Genomic DNA, 17,702 nt, shown 5'->3' with positions numbered 1-17,702 from the left:
AAGTGTGTAACCTTTAATTATGCATATTTCTGAGCAAGAGCAGCGAAAGCATCACCTCTTGCCATAAAGTTGTCGAATTGATCAAAGCTAGCACATGCAGGAGACAGCATCACCATATCACCTGATTTTAACTGCGAAGATACTTGTTGAATCACATCTTCCATAGTGTCGAAACGTATTGCAGATTCATGCAGTGGCATAAATTCATCGCCATCAGCGCCAAAGCAACACAGTTGCAAGTTAAGCGTCGCGAAGATCGGTTTTAATGGCGAGAAGTCAGCACCTTTGCCAACACCACCAACGAGTAAGTAGAGCTTGCCTGTCGATTCCAAACCAGATAGCGCAGCCATGGTGCTGGCAATATTAGTTGCTTTAGAGTCATTCACCCATTTGACGCCTTGATTATCCGCAACCACCTGGCATCGGTGTGTCAGTCCCGTGTAATTTTTAAGTGCATTCAATGCTTTGTGATAGTTTACGTCCGCAGCTTTTAATAGCGCTAAAGCAACCAGAGCGTTAGATAAGTTGTGCTTACCAACCAACTTAAGCTCATCACTTGCGACAACTCGTTGACCGTGATCGAGCAGCCAAGTACGGTTGCCATCCACCTCGAGACCAAAGTCCTGATTGTCGCTGCCAAATGTCACCAATGGCATCTCTGCGTCTGGGAAGGTTTCTTGATCATCACGGTTCACGACTGCAAGAGCAGCATGGTTAAAAATACGCAACTTAGCTTGTCGATAGTCAGACATGCCTTGATAACGATCCATATGATCTTCAGAAAGATTCAGAAACGCAGCGGCTTTGAGCTTTAAGCTTGACGTCGTTTCTAACTGGAAGCTCGAGAGTTCGAGTACATATAGGTCTGCGTCTTGTTCTAACAAATCCAGTGCAGGCACACCGATGTTACCACCAACGCCAACATCCAAACCTGCAGCCTTAGCCATCACACCTGTGAGGTCGGTTACTGTGCTCTTACCGTTTGAGCCCGTAATCGCAATCACCGGTTTCTGCACCGCCCAAGCGAATAACTCGATATCACCTACTACTGCCGTACCTTTTGCTAATACGGCTTGGATCTCTGGTGTCGCTAGCGCAATACCAGGGTTGGTCACGATAAGATCCGCGTCAGAAAGCCAGTCTGTATTCCAACCACCACTATGCAGTTGAACACTTTCCGGCAAGCGCTCTGCACCTGGAGGGTTTACACGAGTATCAATGACTTTGACCACAAGTTGTGGCTGATTTTTTCTTAGGTGTTTAACGACAGAGAGCCCGGTAATACCGAGCCCTACGACGACAACACTATGTATGTTTTGCCAACGTTCCATATTTGATCACACTGTAAATCTTATTCTTGGAAAGCGCGATTAACGCACTTTCAATGTCGCAAGACCAATCAGAACAAGAACCATAGAAATAATCCAGAAGCGCACGATTACGCGAGGTTCTGGCCAACCTTTCAATTCGTAGTGGTGGTGAATTGGTGCCATACGGAAAATGCGCTGACCACGTAATTTGTAAGAACCTACCTGCAGGATGACTGATAGCGTTTCCATTACAAATACGCCACCCATGATCACCAACACCAACTCTTGACGAACTAGAACAGCAATGGTGCCCAATGCACCGCCAAGCGCTAGTGAGCCCACATCGCCCATGAACACTTGTGCTGGGTACGTGTTAAACCACAAGAAACCAAGGCCTGCACCTACGATTGCTGTACATACGACAACTAACTCAGAAGCATGTGGTAAGTATGGTATATGAAGGTATTCAGAGAAGTTAACGTTACCGGTCGCCCATGCAATAACCGCGAAGCCTGCTGCAACAAGAACCGTTGGCATGATTGCCAAACCGTCTAGACCATCAGTCAGGTTGACCGCGTTACTTGTACCTACAATGACAAAGTAAGTCAGAATGATATACATCAAACCAAGCTGCGGCATGATGTCTTTAAAGAATGGCACCACTAGCTGAGTTGCTGCTGTGTCTTTACCGTAAGCATACAATGCGAAAGCGACGACAAACGCGATCAACGACTGCCAGAAGTACTTCCAACGCGCGATCAAGCCATCGGTATTTTTTCGCACCACTTTACGATAATCATCAACAAATCCGACCGCACCGTAGCCAAGTAAGACTGTCAGTACCGCCCATACGTAAGGGTTGGATAAGTCTGTCCATAGCAAAATCGTGATTGAGATGGCCGCTAAGATCATGATACCGCCCATTGTTGGGGTACCACGCTTACTAAAGTGAGATTCAGGACCTTCGTTACGCACTACCTGACCAATTTGCAGCATTTGCAAACGCTTGATCATGATTGGTCCCATCCATAATGACAGACCTAGAGCGGTTAATACGCTTAGGATTGCTCGAAAAGACAAGTATTCAAACAATCGGAAAAAAGACAGGTATGGCTGTAGCAGCTCGGCAAGCCAAATAATCATTAATAATACTCCTTCAAAGCAGCAGCGACTTCAAACATACGTGCACCGTTCGCTCCTTTCACCAATATCGTATGGTTTTCAGGAACGGCTTGGTCTAGATGCTGCTTGATGTATTCAATCATCTCTTGGTGCGTCTCAAAATGAATGCCTTGGCAAAGATCACTGATCACCTTGGCGTCTGCACCATATGTGAGAACATGTTCAAATTTTTGTGGGGCAGCATGTTCCCCGACTTGACGATGAAGTGCAAGACTTTCCTCGCCCAATTCCGCCATATTACCTAAAATCAGCCAGCGTTGACCTGGGAAAGCGGCCAATAAATCAACTGCCGCTTTCATGGCTGGCACGCTCGCGTTGTAGCTGTCGTCAATCAATTTTATCTTTTCGCTCAGCGCTTCAACCTCGACGCGACCTTTCACTTTGTTCAAATGTTTAAGGCCAGCACGAACCTCTTCTAATGTGGCGCCCATTTGTAACGCAATAATAGAAGCAGCGATCGCATTCGCAACGTTGTGTTGACCTATAATACCCAGAGACAGTTCAATTTCTTGTGAGCTTGCTGCGATATGTAAGTCAAAGCTTGCTTCACCTGCGGCGTTCAATACGATGTTAGAAGCGAAGAAGTCTGCATCAGTATTACTTTGTGAAAAAGTAATGACTTTCTTATCTGCTAACACTTCATCCCACTTGGCTTCACCATTGCTGTCTAGGTTAACAATCGCAATACCACCAGCTGAAAGGCCTTGGTAGATTTCACCTTTGGCTTGTTTCACGCCATCAATAGAACCAAAGCCTTCAAGGTGAGCGGCGGCTACATTGTTCACTAACGCGATATCTGGTTTTACTAACTGAGTCGTGTAAGCAATTTCACCTATATGGTTAGCACCAAGCTCAATCACGGCATAATCATCATCCTGCTGTGAGCGCAATAATGTCAACGGAACACCAATATCATTATTGAAGTTACCCGCAGTGAATAACACTTTGCCTTTCAATTGCAGGATACTCGCAACCATTTCTTTTACGGTCGTTTTACCGCAACTTCCGGTGATGGCAACGGTAGGTGTTTTGCATGCTTGATGCACCCAAGAAGCAAACTCACCCAATGCAAGTTTGGTATCCGACACCACAATTTGCGGCACATTCACATCTAAGCGTTTTTCTACGAGTAAAGCACCGGCACCTGCATCTACCGCTTGTTGGCAAAAGTTGTGCGCGTCAAAGCGCTCCCCTACTAACGCGACAAATAGAGCCCCACGATCAATCGTTCGTGTATCAGTAGAAACCGCGTCGATAAGTAGATCGTCGCCGAATCGCTCGCCACGAGTGATGTCTGCAATTTGAGATAACGTTACTTTGATCATGAGGTCAATCCTAAAAGTTGCATTGCGGACTCGCGGTCGGAGTAATGAATCGTTTCGCCATTACGAATCTGATAATCTTCATGGCCCTTCCCTGCTAACAAGATAATGTCGTTTGGCGAAGCATTTTCAATGGCATAAGACAGTGCTTTGAAGCGGTCATGCTGAACAATCGCTTCAGCAGGTTTTGACAGCCCAGCTAACATATCTTTCACAATCTGAACCGGATCTTCGCTGCGTGGATTGTCGTCAGTCAACACCACTCTATCACCTAGTCGCTCTGCAATTTCCGCCATCATCGGGCGCTTACCTGCATCGCGATCACCCCCGCAGCCAAAAATAGCCCACAGCTGGCCTTCACAATGAACTCGTAAAGCTTGCAGCGCTTTTTCTAAAGCATCAGGAGTATGGGCATAATCGACCACGACTTTGGCACGATCCTCAGTTTGGAATAACTCCATTCGGCCGAGTACAGGTTGCAGTTGACCTGCGGTTTCGAGTAACGCTTGTTTCTCTTTACCTAAGCTTAATAAGGTCGCAAAAGCGAGCATTAAGTTGGTTGCATTAAACTCACCAATCAATGGCGCGTGCAATTTACCTGAGCCAAACTTACCATCGAACTTAATAGTAATCCCTGACTCCGCGTAACTGACTTCCGTCGCCCAAATTGCGCTTTCAAATTCAGTGTTCGCCTTGAGCGAAACAGCGATCGCATTACTTAACTGCGACGCCCATTGATGACCTACTTCATCATCAACATTGATAATGGCACGTTCACATTGGTGTTGCGTGAACAACCCAAGCTTTGCATTGGCATACTCTTCCATCGTGCCATGATAATCTAAGTGGTCACGACTTAAGTTAGTAAACACGCCCGCCGCAAATGATAATGCTTTGACACGACCTTGCGTCAGGCCATGAGAAGATACTTCTAGCGCGGTGTATGTGGCTTGTTGATTTGCGAGAGAGGAGAGCGTTTTCTGAATTTCAACGGCATTCCCCGTTGTATTCGCAGCTTGTTGCAAGTTATTGAGGAAGCCATTTCCTGTTGTTCCCATTACCGCCGCTTTATGGTCAAGCAGTTCTAGCCATTGCGCTATTAACTGGGTAATGGTGGTTTTGCCGTTGGTGCCGGTGACACCAATCAAATCCATATTAGGGTAAGCATAGAGCTTTCCAGCAATTGCGGATAAACGTTGGTCCAACCTATCGATGTAAATGACGGGAACATCATCAATGATTTCCACCGTACCATGTATTTTGACATCGCAGGCTTGCGCCAGGGCTGCATTTGCACCTTGCTCAATTGCAGAGGCAATGAATTTACGCCCATCCACAACATGGCCAATCACTGCTACAAACGTGGTTCCAGGTTGAACTCTTCGGCTGTCGAGCTCCAATTCAGAAACAAGAACGGACGATAAGCTAGGGCAATCCACCCAAGGGGAAAGCAGCACGTCCATACTGATGGCTTTAGTCATATTTGTTCTCCGAGCTTTGGCTCAGGTTTTCTTAATTTTGTTTGCTCAGTAAACCACAGGGCTTACTGTTGGAATTTGTTTTCGTCAGGTGCAACATTGAGTATTTGTAGCGCGCCTTTCATGATTTCAGAGAAGACAGGAGACGCTACCGAACCACCATAGTAGTCATCACCTTGAGGCTCGTTTACGATCACTACTAAAGCAATTCGCGGATCGCTAACCGGAGCAAGCCCAGCCGTGTAGGTGATGTACTCATCGCTGTACCCACCGGCAGAAGCTTTACGTGATGTACCTGTTTTCGCTCCCACTCGATAACCAGGAACTGCCGCTCTGCGAGCCGAGCCCCCTTTTTGAGTTACGGTTTCCAACATGTCTAATACTTGACGCGCATACTTCGCACTCACCACTTGACGTGACATGTCATGATCATTGCTTTCGATAATATGAATAGGCTCGTATTTGCCAAGGTTTCCAAGCGTCGCATAAGCATGGGCTAGCTGGATTGGTGTAATTGATAGACCATAACCAAACGCAATCGTGGCGCGTTCAATTGGCGACCAACGAGTTCGTGTAGGAAAAATACCCGTCACTTCCCCAACTAGGTTTAGGCCAGAAAGCTCACCAAAACCCACTGAACTGTACAGCCCAAGAAGCGCCTCTACCGGCATTTGCATTGCTAGCTTCGTCACACCGATATTACTCGACTTTTTAAGGATCGTGGTCAAGCTCGCTTTGCCTACGCGAGAGACATCTCTGACTCGACTACCACCTAAACGTAGGACACCATTACCGGTATCTACGATGGTATCTTTATCGGCTATCCCATTTTCTAAGGCGGCTAAAATAACGAAAGGCTTAATGGTCGAACCAGGCTCCATTGAGTCCGTGATCACTCGGTTACGCATTTGATAGCTTTGCCAATCGCTACGATTGTTAGGGTTGTAAGAAGGAGCATTAACCATGGCCAATACGGCGCCCGTTTTTACATCCAACATGACAACGGAACCTGAAGTGGCGCGGTGGTCCGCAACGGCTTGCTTAATCGCACGATACGCAATCGCCTGTAGGCGCTGATCGATGGTTAACTGAAGTGATTTACCTTCTTGCTTGTCTTGCCAAGCAATGTTTTCCACAACACGACCATAACGATCTTTACGAATAGTTTTCTTACCCGCCGCGCCAGTGAGCCACTCATCGTAGCTACGCTCCACACCTTCTAGGCCATGCCCGTCAATGCCTGTCACACCGACTAAGTGAGCACTAACCTCACCTGCAGGATAATAACGACGAGATTCCGACTTAAGGCCAACACCTGGCAGCTTTAACTCACGAATATAGTTCGCCATGGCCGGACTGACCTGGCGCTGCAAGTAGATAAAGCGGCGTTTTTCATTGCGCTTGATTTTGTCTATTAACCCTTGTCGGTCAATACCAAGAACATCCGCTAATGCATGCCAACTTTTGGTCTGGCTTAACGCGTTTTCTTTAAATATCGTGGCAGGATCTGCCCAAACCGCCTCAACCGGTACACTGACAGCAAGCGGCTCACCATTTCGATCCGAAATAATACCGCGAGCAGAAGGAATGGATTTAACACGAACCGAACGTAGGTCACCTTGTTTAATCAGGTTATCTGGCTCAATGATTTGGATGTAGGCTACGCGTGCCACCAAAAGGGCAAATGCACAAAAAACAAAAAACAGTAATAGATGGAAGCGCCAACGAATCAAGAAAGATTCTTCGACCGCCACTTTCACTGCTTTGTTATCGGTTTTCTTATCCCCCGTAGCCGCTTTCTCTTTTGCTACAGGTTTACGCTTATTGGCTTGTTTCGTGTTGGATTTTTTTCTAATCATTTGAGCGTGACAACCACTTCTTTATCGCCATCAGGTCGTTTCATTTCAAGTTCTTTTTTGGCAAGGTCTTGAACACGACTGTGTTCCGCGAGGGCAGTTTCTTCCAACATTAAGTTACGCCATTCGCTATCTAATCGTTCTCGTTCAACCAACGTATGGTCTTTCTCGGTAATCGCTTGACGCGCATGGTGGGTAGCAAATACCACTCCCATTGCCGATGCCACGATCAATAGCAACAACAGTAATGGCCAGCGACCAACAGTGAGGAGATCTGTTGCAATCAACTTAGCAAGATTAGGAGTGGATTTCGTCATAATAATTAAAGCTTTTCCGCAATTCTTAACACAGAGCTGCGCGAGCGAGGGTTCATTTCAATTTCTTGTTTGCTTGGCTTAATCGCTTTGCTCACCGCTTTCATATTCGCACTACCAAGAGCACGAATTTGCTCTTCCGTCATTGGAATACCGTGTGGCACTTCAGGCCCTTTGCTCTCTTTACGGATAAAACGTTTGACCATACGGTCTTCCAGAGAGTGAAAGCTAATCACAGATAAACGGCCTTCAGGAGCCAGAATGCTCGCCGCGCCTTTAAGTGCCGTATCAATTTCTTCTAACTCACTGTTGATGTAAATACGAAAAGCCTGGAAAGCACGAGTCGCAGGGTGTTTTTTCTCTTTAAAACTTTTCGGTGCGGCATCTGAAATCAATTTTGCCAGCTGACCAGTGCGAACCATTGGCTCATTTTCTTCGTCTTCACGGTAAGCAACAATCGCTTTTGCAATACGGCGCGCATGTTTATCTTCCCCAAACTCGCGAATGACCCAAGTGATATCATCGAGGTCTGCTTCCATCAACCATTGAGATACTGGAATACCTGATGTCGGGTCCATACGCATATCTAGCGGACCATCTTTCATAAAGCTAAAGCCACGCTCTGCGTCGTCTAACTGAGGAGAAGAAACGCCTAAATCCAGCAGAACACCATCCACTTTTCCAACTAGCCCATACTCTTCAGCATACTCAGCAATACCAGAAAATGGACCATGAATAATGGTGAAGCGAGGGTCATTGATTTTTCCTGCCTCAGCGATCGCTTGAGGGTCACGGTCGATACTGTACAGTCGGCCATTTTCACCGAGTTTAGATAGAATTGTCCGGCTGTGACCGCCACGGCCAAATGTTCCATCAATATAGACGCCGTCTGGTTTGATAGCTAAGCCATCAATGGATTCATTTAATAACACGGAAATATGTTGGAAGGTTTCGGTCATAGCTTTCTCGTTGAATGATCTTGAAGCGATTCTTTAGTGTACTGATTTCCTACATCATCGCCACCACAAGTCTAAAGTTAGACGTGATTTACGCCAAGTTTATTGGTAATGACATAGTTTGCGTCAATTAAATGCAAAAAACCCATCACTACCGAAGTAGAGATGGGTCTCGAATAGGTGGAGCCGACACATAAGCCGGGTTCTGTTCCGCTTGCGCGGCGGTAGCCATTCGTCTAGGCCAGCAATCACTCACTGGCTCGAGCAACCTACCCGCCTCCTTACGCGAGCAACGCAATGTGGAGGCCTATTTGGTCTTGCTTCAGGTGGAGTTTACCCTGCTACGAACTATTGCTAGTCGTCCGGTGCGCTCTTACCGCACCCTTTCACCCTTACCTGTACCCTTACGGGCCATCGGCGGTCTTCTCTCTGCTGCACTTGTCGTAGGCTTGCGCCCCCCAGGCGTTACCTGGCACCTTGCTCTATGAAGCCCGGACTTTCCTCCCCTTTGTCAGTCTCCCGAAGGACGTCAACGTCAGTCTCCCAAAGGGACTTCGACGTCAGTCTCCCGAAGGACATCAACAAAGCAGCGACTACCCAGTCAGCTCCGAGGGCGGATTGTATAGAGTTCTCACTTCAGAGTCTAGTTAGATCACAGATATGATGAAATGAATGCACCAAGTGATGACTTTTTAGTCAAAGCGCCAAAAATAGATAATAAAAAGGCCGATGCCTACACATCAGCCCTCATTGACCATTTATCTCGCTAGCGGCACTTAGTCTAAGTTTTCTAAGCCCCATTTATATAGCGCATTCTTCTTCAAGTTATGTATTTCTGCCACCAAAGCAGCTGCTTTTTTCAAAGGCAGCTCTTTGGTCAAAATCCCTAACGTGCGTAAAGCATCTTCAGGTAGTGAGTCGTCTGTTGTTTCACGATGGCCATGTACCAACAATACCATTTCACCACGCTGTTGGTTATCGTCACTTTTCACCCATTCAATCAGCTCACCTAACGGCATGCCTTGAATGGTTTCAAAGGTTTTTGTTAGCTCTCTTGCCAACACAACTTCTCTATCTGGGCCAAGAACGTCTAACATGTCTTGTAGAGAGTCTAAAATACGGTGCGGTGACTCGTAAAAAATACACGTACGCTCTACCGAAGCAATCTCTAGGAATTTATCCTTACGACCTTTGCTTTTCGGTGGTAAAAAACCTTCGAAGCTAAAGCGATCCGATGGCAAGCCAGAGGCACTTAACGCCGTAATGACCGCACAAGCACCTGGAAGAGGCACAACTCTAACGCCCGCTTGACGACATTTTGTCACCAAATGGTATCCTGGGTCGCTGATAAGTGGCGTACCAGCGTCAGAAACTAATGCGATAGACTGACCGGAAAGCAGCTTTTCTACCAAAACTTGTGCTTTTTGCTGCTCATTGTGGTCGTGTAGAGCAAAAGTTTTGGTTTGAATATTGAAGTGAGACAGTAATTTGCCCGTATGTCGAGTATCCTCAGCGGCAATGATGTCCACAGTCGACAGAATTTCGATAGCACGTTGGGTGATATCCGCTAAATTTCCGATTGGAGTCGGTACGATATAGAGAGTTGGCCCCTCATTCGGCAACTTATTTTTATCTGTCATTTGTTTACCATCACTTCAACGATTAATATAGAGACAATTTTGTACAAAATTATAGAGAACTCACGGCAATGATTAACCATAAGAGACTCAGTGTACCACGCATACTTACTCCTGTTGCACTAGCAATTACGCTCGCCGCCTGTTCTTCAGGTCCAAGACAGCCTGATGGCGTTGATGTAACACTTGAGCCTACTCAGTCTGTTCAGAACTATATGATCCAAGCTGATAGCACGGAAGGCAGTTTACAAAATGACTGGTTGATCATGGCAACCAAAGCCGCGATTCAAGCAAACCAGTTTGATCAAGCAGAAATGTTGATCAAGCGCCTGGCTCGTCAACAGTTAACCGAAGTTCAGCAAGCAGAGTGGCAACTAGCGCGTGCGACCATACAGCAAAAACAGGGTAATTACTCTCAGTTGCTGCAATTGTTGAATTTTAAACCTTGGTGGAAGTTACCAAATGAGCAATGGAAAGACTATTACTTGATGCGTGCCGACGCTTATCAAGGTCTTAACCAAGCGTTTGAGGCAAACCGCCAACTGGTTGCATTTAGCCAATATGCATCGTCCGCGGAGCAGAGAGAGATTTCTAGCCGTATTTGGATGAACTTTGGCAGCTATTCCGAGTACGAACTGACCTCATTAGAAACAGAGCCAAATGAAGATGTTTTGGATGGTTGGCTACAACTCGCTATTTATGCGAAAACGTTGTCGGGCAACTTATCTCAACTAAAAAATACCCTAGAACGCTGGTTAAACGAGAACCCATCGCACCCAGCCGCTATCTACACACCAGAAGAGATTCAAAACATTCTCTCTCTAGACATCGTTAAACCAAACAACACCGCTTTGTTACTGCCGCTTACTGGTAAATTCTCGCCACAAGCGCAATTAATTCGTGATGGTTTTGTGTTTGCGATGATGAATGATCGTAACCGTGATCCAAGCGCTACCCTCACGGTAATAGACACTAATGCGTATAACGCCGACCAAATTAAACAACGTTTGATCAATGAAAACATCGACTTTGTTGTTGGTCCCCTAGAAAAAGAAAACGTTGAGCTATTGCACACAACCATGGATGGCTCAGAAAATGGTCCTACGATTCCAGCCCTTGCGCTAAATATTCCCGAAGATGTGCAACCAGATAGCAATATTTGCTACTTGGCATTATCACCAGAACAAGAAGCCGCACAAGCAGCGAAACACTTGTTCAGCGAAGGCTATAACTTCCCTCTGATCCTGGCACCAAAGGGCAGCTTTGGTGAGCGCGTAACTGAAGCGTTCAACAAAGAATGGCGCAAGTACAGCTCTAATAAAGTCGCAGCAAGTTATTTTGGCGACAAGCGCCAACTTCAAAAAGACATCAATGAAGTATTTGGTCTGCAAGAAAGCAAACAACGTATTGCTCAGATGCAATCACTAATGCGTATCAAGCTTGAAACACAGCCACGTAGCCGTCGTGATGTCGATGCGGTTTATATTGTTGCTAGAAGCACGGAACTGACTTTGATCAAGCCATTTATTGAGGTAGCGATTAACCCAGACGCCAAAGCTCCTCAAATTTTCTCTAGCTCGCGTAGCAACAGTGGCGGCGCGACTTACGAAGATCTAACAGGCATCATCTACAGCGATATCCCATTACTGATTGACCCAGACCCTAGCGTGACCGCTGAAATGAACGAGTTGTGGTCAGAGCAATCTAACATGGAAAAACGTTTGAAAGCACTGGGTATGGATGCGTATAAATTGATTGGGGAGCTGCCACAAATGAAGGTCGTTCCGGGCTACTCAGTTGGCGGCCAAACCGGTATTTTAAGTATCGACAATAATTGTGTTGTACAGCGTGAGCTAAGCTGGGCTGAGCGTGGGGCTCTTTAGCAAGCGCCAAATCGGAAATCAATATGAAGCTCTGGCGAAGCAATATTTACAACGCCAGGGCTTAAACTTTATTGAACAAAATTTTCTGACTAAGGTCGGTGAGATTGATTTAATCTTCCAACAAGGTGAAACTATTGTGTTTGTTGAAGTCAAATACCGTAAGAACAATCACTTTGGCTCGGCAGCAGAAATGGTGACGCACGCTAAAATGCGCAAGCTAGTCAAAACCGCACAAGTTTGGCTTAGCCAACAAAAGCGCTTAAAACACAATATCGATTATCGATTTGATGTCATCGCCATTCATGATAATGGGCGAGATATCAACTGGATAGAAAACGCAATCTCTGAAGGATAAGCGATGCTAGACAGCATTAAAGACAGCTTTACAGAAAGTATTCAAATTCAAATCGCAGCAGCAGAGGCGCTGCCTGATGCCATTACTCATGCAGCTCAAGCGATGGTGTCGAGCCTGCTTAATGGCAATAAAATTTTATGTTGTGGTAATGGCGGCAGTGCTTCAAACGCTCAACAATTTGTTTCTTGTCTTTTAAACCGTTTTGAAACTGAGCGCCCTAGCCTACCAGCAATGGCCTTAACCGCCGATAATACCACCCTAACCGCAGTGGCCAACGATTACCACTACCAGGAAATCTTCTCAAAACAGGTACGAGCGTTTGGTCAACCAGGCGACATTTTGCTTGCCATGTCGACTAGCGGTAACAGTAAAAATATTATCAAAGCGATGGAAGCAGCCGTAACTCGAGACATGACGATTATCGCGCTAACAGGAAAAGATGGCGGAGAGATGGCAGGACTGCTCGGTGAGAACGACGTCGAAATTCGTATTCCATCACACCGCACTGCACGTATTCACGAAGTACATATGGTAACACTCCATTGCCTTTGTGATCTTATTGACCAAGTGCTTTTCCCTGCTCACGAAGAGTAACCAAGACTGAGAGTCAGAATTATGATACGTAGCCTTGTTATCTTATTAACAGCATTGAGTTTAAGTGGTTGCGCAGGTTTGTTTATCGCAGGTGCAGCAACCACAGCGAATATTGTCACGGACACACGCACGACAAAACAAATCTGGCAGGACAATAACATCGAATTCGAAGTTGCGGCGATCGGCAATAAAGCACCGTTTAAAGGTGAAGTTCGTGTCGTTGCCAGTTCATATAATGGGACTGTAGTCCTTATGGGACAAGCTCCGACACAAGACCTTATCCTTGCTTTAGAGCGAAGGGCTCGAGAAGTTAGTGGTGTAAAAGTCATACACAATCAAATCAAACAAAAAGAGCCACTCACTGTTACCCAGATTAGCAATGACAGCTGGATCACAACCAAAGTAAAGTCAGCTTTGCTTACTGATTCTGAGCTTAATGGTGTTAAGGTTAAAGTGATCACCGAAGATGGCGACGTTTTTCTGTTTGGTTATGTCACGCCAGAGCAAGGCGATCGAGCGACAGAAATCGCACGTAATATCTCAGGCGTAAAACAAGTCATTAAAGGGTTCCAATACGGCGAAATGGAGCCTGTTGAAGTGGACTTACCGAGTGACGGTGTACAAACAATAGAAAGTGAGGCAAGCACAGAAAATGAAGAGAACGTCGAAGTCTTTACGATTAGTGAGTAATTTCCAAAGCTTGGCTTGAAATCACCTTCAACAAAAGTTAAAAAGAAAAAAGCAGCGTTACGCTGCTTTTTTATTATTTAATCACTCTTAAGCTTGGTTTGCCTTTTGGTCGAGGAGCATCGTCCTCTTCGGCATCTGAATCAGAAACTAACTCAGAAGGCTCATCGCTAACCGTTGTGAACGATGGGGATGATTCTTCCTCGGTCATCGCTTCTTCTTCGATGTGAGTGTACGCTTCTTCTGGTTCAAACATAGTACCAGCACCATTCTCACGTGCATAAATAGCTTGAACAGCATACACAGGCACAATCACTGAGTGCGGACGACCGCTAAAGCGAGCATGGAAGGTAATCGCATCATTACCTAACTCAAGATTACCCACTGCACGTGGCGCAATATTCAAAATAATTTGACCATCTTGAATAAATTCAACCGGGACACGCACCCCTGGCATTGTTGCATCCACAACCAAGTGAGGAGTCAAGTCATTGTCTACTAACCAGTCGTAAAATGCGCGAAGCATATACGGGCGGCGAGCAGTCATTTTTGCAATATCCATAACGTGTTTTAAATCGCTTAACGAACTAGGCGCATTTCACGTTCAGCTTCAGTCAAAGAAGCAAGGAACGAATCACGTTCAAATACGCGGTTCATGTATACCTTGATTTCTTTTGAACCAGGGCCAACAAGATCGATACCAAGTTGAGGCAAACGCCACAATAGTGGAGCTAGGTAACAATCGATCAAGCTGAATTCTTCGCTCATGAAGTACTCATATTCAGCAAAAATTGGCGCTAACGTCAGAAGATCATTACGCAGCTTTGTGCGTGCTTTTTCTGATTCTTCCGCATTACCTTTCATCACTTTTTCAGCGAGTGAATACCAGTTGCGTTCGATACGGTACATCATCAAGCGGCTGTTGCCACGAGCAACAGGGTAAACCGGCATTAGAGGTGGATGAGGGAAACGCTCGTCCAAGTACTCCATGATGATTTTTGAATCGTAAAGAGCTAGCTCACGGTCAACAAGAGTTGGCACTGATTTATATGGGTTTAGCTCAACAAGCTCAGCAGGAAGGTTTGCTTCGTCAACAAGCTCAACTTCAACACTTACGCCTTTTTCAGCTAGTACAATGCGAACCTGATGGCTATACAAATCTGATGCACTTGAGAAAAGAGTCATCACAGAACGTTTATTGGCAGCTACAGCCATGGAGCCCTCCAGTACACTTACAAATAAAAACAATGGAGGCTAAGCCTCCATTGTACATCAATTAAAATTGGGAATTAGCACGGTATTTTAGCACAATTAATGCACATCGCGCCAATACTCTTTCTTGAGCATCACAACAACGATGGTTAGAAGCACTAAGAAGCCCATTACCCACCAGCCTAGAGCGTGACGCTCAAGCTGCACTGGGTCACCTGAATAAACTAAGAAGTTAACGAGATCGCCAACCGCTTTGTCATATTCGCCTTCACTCAGCTCACCCGTGCCATCGGTTTCAGTACCAACAACAACTTGTACTTCTTCGCCATCTACGATTTTCGTATCGTAAATAGGCGTCGGGATGCCCTGTAGCTCTTCAAGCACATGCGGCATACCAACACTCGGGAAGACGATGTTGTTCACGCCGAATGGACGAGATGGATCAACATAGAAAGAGCGTAAGTAAGTGTATAACCAATCAGCACCACGAACTCGTGCAACCAACGTAAGATCTGGTGGTGGAGCACCAAACCAGTTTGCCGCTTGCTTCGGTGGCATAGCATTGACCATTAGATCACCGATTTTCGCTTCAGGATTGAAAATCAGGTTTTCTTTCATTAAGTCTGTTGGAATTTCCAAGTCTGTTGCTACACGCTCGTAACGCTGGTATTGCGTAGAGTGACAAGCAAAACAGTAGTTCATGAACAACTTCGCGCCGTTTTGTAGCGAAGCTTTATCCGTAAGGTCAACATTCGCTTTATCCAGCGGAACATTGGCCCCAGCTGCCATCGCTAGTGATGGCAACATAGCAAATAGAATTACAATCCACTTCTTCATTTGAATGTCACCCTCTCTGGTAATGGTTTGGTTGCTTCATTTTTGCTGTAGAAGAACAGCAACACAAAGAACATGAAGTAACACAAGCTAAAGATCTGAGATAGTAGTGTGTACGTTGGTGTCGCTGGTAACGCACCTAAAATACCTAGAGCGATAAAGGCGATAGTGAACTGTACAATATTCAATAGATGAAGTTTGCTACGGTAACGGTATGAACGAACTTTACAACGATCCAACCAAGGTAGAACAAACAGCACTGCAATTGACGCACCCATTAGGATAACACCTAATAGTTTGTCTGGAACCGCACGTAGGATTGCGTAGAACGGCGTGAAGTACCATACCGGAGCAATATGCTCTGGTGTCTTCAATGGGTTTGCAGCTTCAAAGTTAGGCGGCTCAAGGAAGTACCCACCCATTTCTGGGTTAAAGAACAGCACGTAACAGAAGAAGAACAAGAAACCAGCAACACCGACCAAGTCCTTAACCGTGCCGTACGGATGGAAAGGAATCGAATCAATGATGTCATATTTCTTCGTGTAGTAATCGTGGAACTTGAATTGCGTTTTGTAATCGTCGCCCATTGAGCCTTTTGGCAGCTTAGTTTCGATACCATCCGGGTTGTTTGAGCCTACTTCGTGCAGCGCCAATACGTGCAGAACAACAAGAAGAAGCAAAACAATAGGCAAGGCAATAACGTGTAGTGCGAAGAAACGGTTTAGCGTTGCACCAGAGATGATGTAGTCACCACGAATCCAAAGTGTTAGGTCATCACCGATAACAGGAATAGCACCAAACAGGGAAATGATTACCTGCGCACCCCAGTATGACATCTGACCCCATGGAAGTAGGTAACCCATGAACGCTTCAGCCATGAGAACTAGGAAGATCAACATACCGAAGATCCACAACAGTTCACGAGGTTTTTGGTATGAACCGTAGATCAAACCACGGAACATGTGAAGATACACAACAACGAAAAACGCTGACGCGCCAGTGGAATGCATGTAACGCAGAAGCCAACCGTACTCTACATCACGCATAATGTATTCGATAGACGCAAATGCACCGTCACCTGAAGGAACATAGTTCATCGTTAGCCAAATACCCGTTAGGATTTGGTTAACAAGAACCAGCATCGCCAGAGAACCGAAAAGGTACCAAAAGTTGAAGTTCTTAGGCATTGGGTATTCAGACAAATGCTTTTTATAAGCATTCATTGCAGGAATACGCTTTTCAACCCAATCTAACATTGCTTGCATTATGCATCTCCCTCATCAACACCCACAATGAGCTTGGTATCGCTCAAATACATGTGCTTAGGAACGACAAGGTTCAACGGAGCAGGTACTCCTTGGAACACTCGACCAGCCATGTCGAACTTAGAACCATGACAAGGACAGAAGAAGCCAGATCTTACGCCCTGCACCTGCTCTGAGAAAGAGTCAGGTAGATAGGTTGGTGAACAACCTAAGTGGGTACAGAAACCAACTGCGACGAAAAACTCTTCCTTAATCGAACGAAACTCATTCTGAGCGTACTCAGGCTGCTGCTCCATTTCAGATTGTGGATCGCGAAGCTTATCACCGATCGATTTTAAGTTATCCAGAACGCTTTGAGTGCGGCGAACAATCCATACAGGTTTTCCCTGCCACTCAACACGAACCAGCTGACCTGGTTCAATTTTACTTATATCCACTTCCACCGGTGCGCCCGCCGCTTTGGCTTTAGCACTCGGATTCCATGATTTGATAAAAGGCACGGCGACGGCGACTGCCCCTAACCCACCAACAACTGCCGTTGTAGCGGTTAGAAAACGCCTGCGACCGTTATTTAAAGGCGCGTTGCTCATCCAAACATTCTCCCATTTGCTCCCTTTGGATCGTTATTATTCCGCTTATAAGAGCATGGCTAACAAATAATGAATTTAGTTCTATTTATTGGAGGGAAATGATAAAGAAAACCCTACTTTTTGACAAGATAAAGCTACCTTTTTGTAACATTTGTGAGGCAAATCGCTCGCGTCGTCACAAAAGCGGCAGAATTATAAAAAATTGATGTGATTTGTAACAAGAAAGC

Annotated in this window: 17 protein-coding genes and 1 other RNA gene; 4 read left to right on the top strand and 14 right to left on the bottom strand. The window is 45.7% G+C overall.

What is annotated here, in order from left to right; translation table 11 throughout:
• Positions 1–17: 17 nt before the first annotated feature.
• The 9 genes from murD to rsmI all read right to left on the bottom strand — a co-directional run bounded on the left by murD (position 18) and on the right by rsmI (position 10,058).
• On the bottom strand, positions 18–1,331 hold the full coding sequence (gene murD, locus R8N47_RS11030) for a UDP-N-acetylmuramoyl-L-alanine--D-glutamate ligase (protein ID WP_064353622.1): 1,314 nt from the start codon (positions 1,329–1,331) through the stop codon (positions 18–20).
• A gap of 39 nt (positions 1,332–1,370) precedes the next feature.
• Positions 1,371–2,453 (bottom strand): phospho-N-acetylmuramoyl-pentapeptide-transferase, encoded by a 1,083-nt coding sequence (gene mraY, locus R8N47_RS11025; RefSeq protein ID WP_005372931.1) that lies wholly within the window; start codon positions 2,451–2,453, stop codon positions 1,371–1,373.
• Positions 2,453–3,817: a UDP-N-acetylmuramoyl-tripeptide--D-alanyl-D-alanine ligase gene (locus tag R8N47_RS11020; RefSeq protein ID WP_005387401.1), complete on the bottom strand. Its 1,365-nt coding sequence runs from the start codon at positions 3,815–3,817 to the stop codon at positions 2,453–2,455. The genes mraY and R8N47_RS11020 overlap by 1 nt, the downstream gene beginning before the upstream one ends.
• Positions 3,814–5,295, bottom strand: a complete 1,482-nt coding sequence (gene murE, locus R8N47_RS11015; RefSeq protein WP_064353621.1) for a UDP-N-acetylmuramoyl-L-alanyl-D-glutamate--2,6-diaminopimelate ligase — start codon at positions 5,293–5,295, stop codon at positions 3,814–3,816. The genes R8N47_RS11020 and murE overlap by 4 nt, the downstream gene beginning before the upstream one ends.
• Positions 5,296–5,357: 62 nt before the next feature.
• Entirely contained in the window at positions 5,358–7,151 is a 1,794-nt protein-coding gene (locus tag R8N47_RS11010) for a penicillin-binding transpeptidase domain-containing protein (RefSeq protein WP_086046525.1), read from the bottom strand.
• Complete coding sequence (gene ftsL, locus R8N47_RS11005) at positions 7,148–7,465, bottom strand: cell division protein FtsL (RefSeq protein ID WP_005372920.1); 318 nt, start codon at positions 7,463–7,465, stop codon at positions 7,148–7,150. The genes R8N47_RS11010 and ftsL overlap by 4 nt, the downstream gene beginning before the upstream one ends.
• A gap of 5 nt (positions 7,466–7,470) precedes the next feature.
• Entirely contained in the window at positions 7,471–8,421 is a 951-nt protein-coding gene (gene rsmH / locus R8N47_RS11000; RefSeq protein ID WP_017633610.1) for a 16S rRNA (cytosine(1402)-N(4))-methyltransferase RsmH, read from the bottom strand.
• Between the two features lie 175 nt (positions 8,422–8,596).
• Positions 8,597–9,027: RNase P RNA component class A (gene rnpB, locus R8N47_RS10995), an RNA gene on the bottom strand.
• Between the two features lie 167 nt (positions 9,028–9,194).
• Positions 9,195–10,058 (bottom strand): 16S rRNA (cytidine(1402)-2'-O)-methyltransferase, encoded by an 864-nt coding sequence (gene rsmI / locus R8N47_RS10990; RefSeq protein ID WP_005372907.1) that lies wholly within the window; start codon positions 10,056–10,058, stop codon positions 9,195–9,197.
• A 68-nt stretch (positions 10,059–10,126) separates the two neighbouring features.
• On the opposite strand from rsmI, the gene R8N47_RS10985 reads away from it, so the two are divergent.
• From R8N47_RS10985 to R8N47_RS10970, 4 genes are read left to right on the top strand one after another with little or no spacing between them, the layout of a single operon-like run.
• A complete protein-coding gene (locus R8N47_RS10985; protein WP_064353620.1) occupies positions 10,127–11,938 on the top strand; it encodes a penicillin-binding protein activator in 1,812 nt (603 codons plus the stop codon).
• Positions 11,925–12,293 (top strand): YraN family protein, encoded by a 369-nt coding sequence (locus tag R8N47_RS10980; protein WP_005372903.1) that lies wholly within the window; start codon positions 11,925–11,927, stop codon positions 12,291–12,293. Before R8N47_RS10985 ends, R8N47_RS10980 begins: the two co-directional genes overlap by 14 nt.
• Positions 12,294–12,296: 3 nt before the next feature.
• Positions 12,297–12,887, top strand: coding sequence for a phosphoheptose isomerase (locus R8N47_RS10975; RefSeq protein ID WP_005372901.1), 591 nt, complete (start codon positions 12,297–12,299; stop codon positions 12,885–12,887).
• 21 nt (positions 12,888–12,908) lie between these two features.
• Positions 12,909–13,577: a BON domain-containing protein gene (locus tag R8N47_RS10970; protein WP_025768401.1), complete on the top strand. Its 669-nt coding sequence runs from the start codon at positions 12,909–12,911 to the stop codon at positions 13,575–13,577.
• A gap of 73 nt (positions 13,578–13,650) precedes the next feature.
• Here R8N47_RS10970 and sspB read toward each other — a convergent pair whose 3' ends face one another.
• From sspB to petA, 5 genes are all read right to left on the bottom strand, one after another.
• A complete protein-coding gene (gene sspB / locus R8N47_RS10965) occupies positions 13,651–14,136 on the bottom strand; it encodes a ClpXP protease specificity-enhancing factor (RefSeq protein WP_005387408.1) in 486 nt (161 codons plus the stop codon).
• Positions 14,137–14,153: 17 nt separating this feature from the next.
• Positions 14,154–14,789, bottom strand: coding sequence for a stringent starvation protein SspA (gene sspA, locus R8N47_RS10960; RefSeq protein ID WP_005372897.1), 636 nt, complete (start codon positions 14,787–14,789; stop codon positions 14,154–14,156).
• 96 nt (positions 14,790–14,885) lie between these two features.
• Positions 14,886–15,623 (bottom strand): cytochrome c1, encoded by a 738-nt coding sequence (locus R8N47_RS10955; protein ID WP_005372881.1) that lies wholly within the window; start codon positions 15,621–15,623, stop codon positions 14,886–14,888.
• Positions 15,620–16,885: a cytochrome b gene (locus R8N47_RS10950; RefSeq protein WP_005372880.1), complete on the bottom strand. Its 1,266-nt coding sequence runs from the start codon at positions 16,883–16,885 to the stop codon at positions 15,620–15,622. Before R8N47_RS10950 ends, R8N47_RS10955 begins: the two co-directional genes overlap by 4 nt.
• A complete protein-coding gene (gene petA, locus R8N47_RS10945; RefSeq protein ID WP_005372877.1) occupies positions 16,885–17,475 on the bottom strand; it encodes a ubiquinol-cytochrome c reductase iron-sulfur subunit in 591 nt (196 codons plus the stop codon). The genes R8N47_RS10950 and petA overlap by 1 nt, the downstream gene beginning before the upstream one ends.
• Positions 17,476–17,702: the final 227 nt, after the last annotated feature.

This window comes from Vibrio sp. 2132-1 (genome assembly GCF_033344315.1).
The sequence above is the reverse complement of the archived record's forward strand: the minus strand, read 5'-3'. Positions and strand labels throughout refer to the sequence as shown.

Excerpts from the sequence above, each read along its gene's own strand:
- murD (WP_064353622.1), bottom strand. The coding sequence starts at position 1,331 with ATGGAACGTTGGCAAAACATACATAGTGTTGTCGTCGTAGGGCTCGGT.
- mraY (WP_005372931.1), bottom strand. The coding sequence starts at position 2,453 with ATGATTATTTGGCTTGCCGAGCTGCTACAGCCATACCTGTCTTTTTTC.
- R8N47_RS11020 (WP_005387401.1), bottom strand. The coding sequence starts at position 3,817 with ATGATCAAAGTAACGTTATCTCAAATTGCAGACATCACTCGTGGCGAG.
- murE (WP_064353621.1), bottom strand. The coding sequence starts at position 5,295 with ATGACTAAAGCCATCAGTATGGACGTGCTGCTTTCCCCTTGGGTGGAT.
- R8N47_RS11010 (WP_086046525.1), bottom strand. The coding sequence starts at position 7,151 with ATGATTAGAAAAAAATCCAACACGAAACAAGCCAATAAGCGTAAACCT.
- ftsL (WP_005372920.1), bottom strand. The coding sequence starts at position 7,465 with ATGACGAAATCCACTCCTAATCTTGCTAAGTTGATTGCAACAGATCTC.
- rsmH (WP_017633610.1), bottom strand. The coding sequence starts at position 8,421 with ATGACCGAAACCTTCCAACATATTTCCGTGTTATTAAATGAATCCATT.
- rsmI (WP_005372907.1), bottom strand. The coding sequence starts at position 10,058 with ATGACAGATAAAAATAAGTTGCCGAATGAGGGGCCAACTCTCTATATC.
- R8N47_RS10985 (WP_064353620.1), top strand. The coding sequence starts at position 10,127 with ATGATTAACCATAAGAGACTCAGTGTACCACGCATACTTACTCCTGTT.
- R8N47_RS10975 (WP_005372901.1), top strand. The coding sequence starts at position 12,297 with ATGCTAGACAGCATTAAAGACAGCTTTACAGAAAGTATTCAAATTCAA.
- R8N47_RS10970 (WP_025768401.1), top strand. The coding sequence starts at position 12,909 with ATGATACGTAGCCTTGTTATCTTATTAACAGCATTGAGTTTAAGTGGT.
- sspB (WP_005387408.1), bottom strand. The coding sequence starts at position 14,136 with ATGGATATTGCAAAAATGACTGCTCGCCGCCCGTATATGCTTCGCGCA.
- sspA (WP_005372897.1), bottom strand. The coding sequence starts at position 14,789 with ATGGCTGTAGCTGCCAATAAACGTTCTGTGATGACTCTTTTCTCAAGT.
- R8N47_RS10955 (WP_005372881.1), bottom strand. The coding sequence starts at position 15,623 with ATGAAGAAGTGGATTGTAATTCTATTTGCTATGTTGCCATCACTAGCG.
- R8N47_RS10950 (WP_005372880.1), bottom strand. The coding sequence starts at position 16,885 with ATGCAAGCAATGTTAGATTGGGTTGAAAAGCGTATTCCTGCAATGAAT.
- petA (WP_005372877.1), bottom strand. The coding sequence starts at position 17,475 with ATGAGCAACGCGCCTTTAAATAACGGTCGCAGGCGTTTTCTAACCGCT.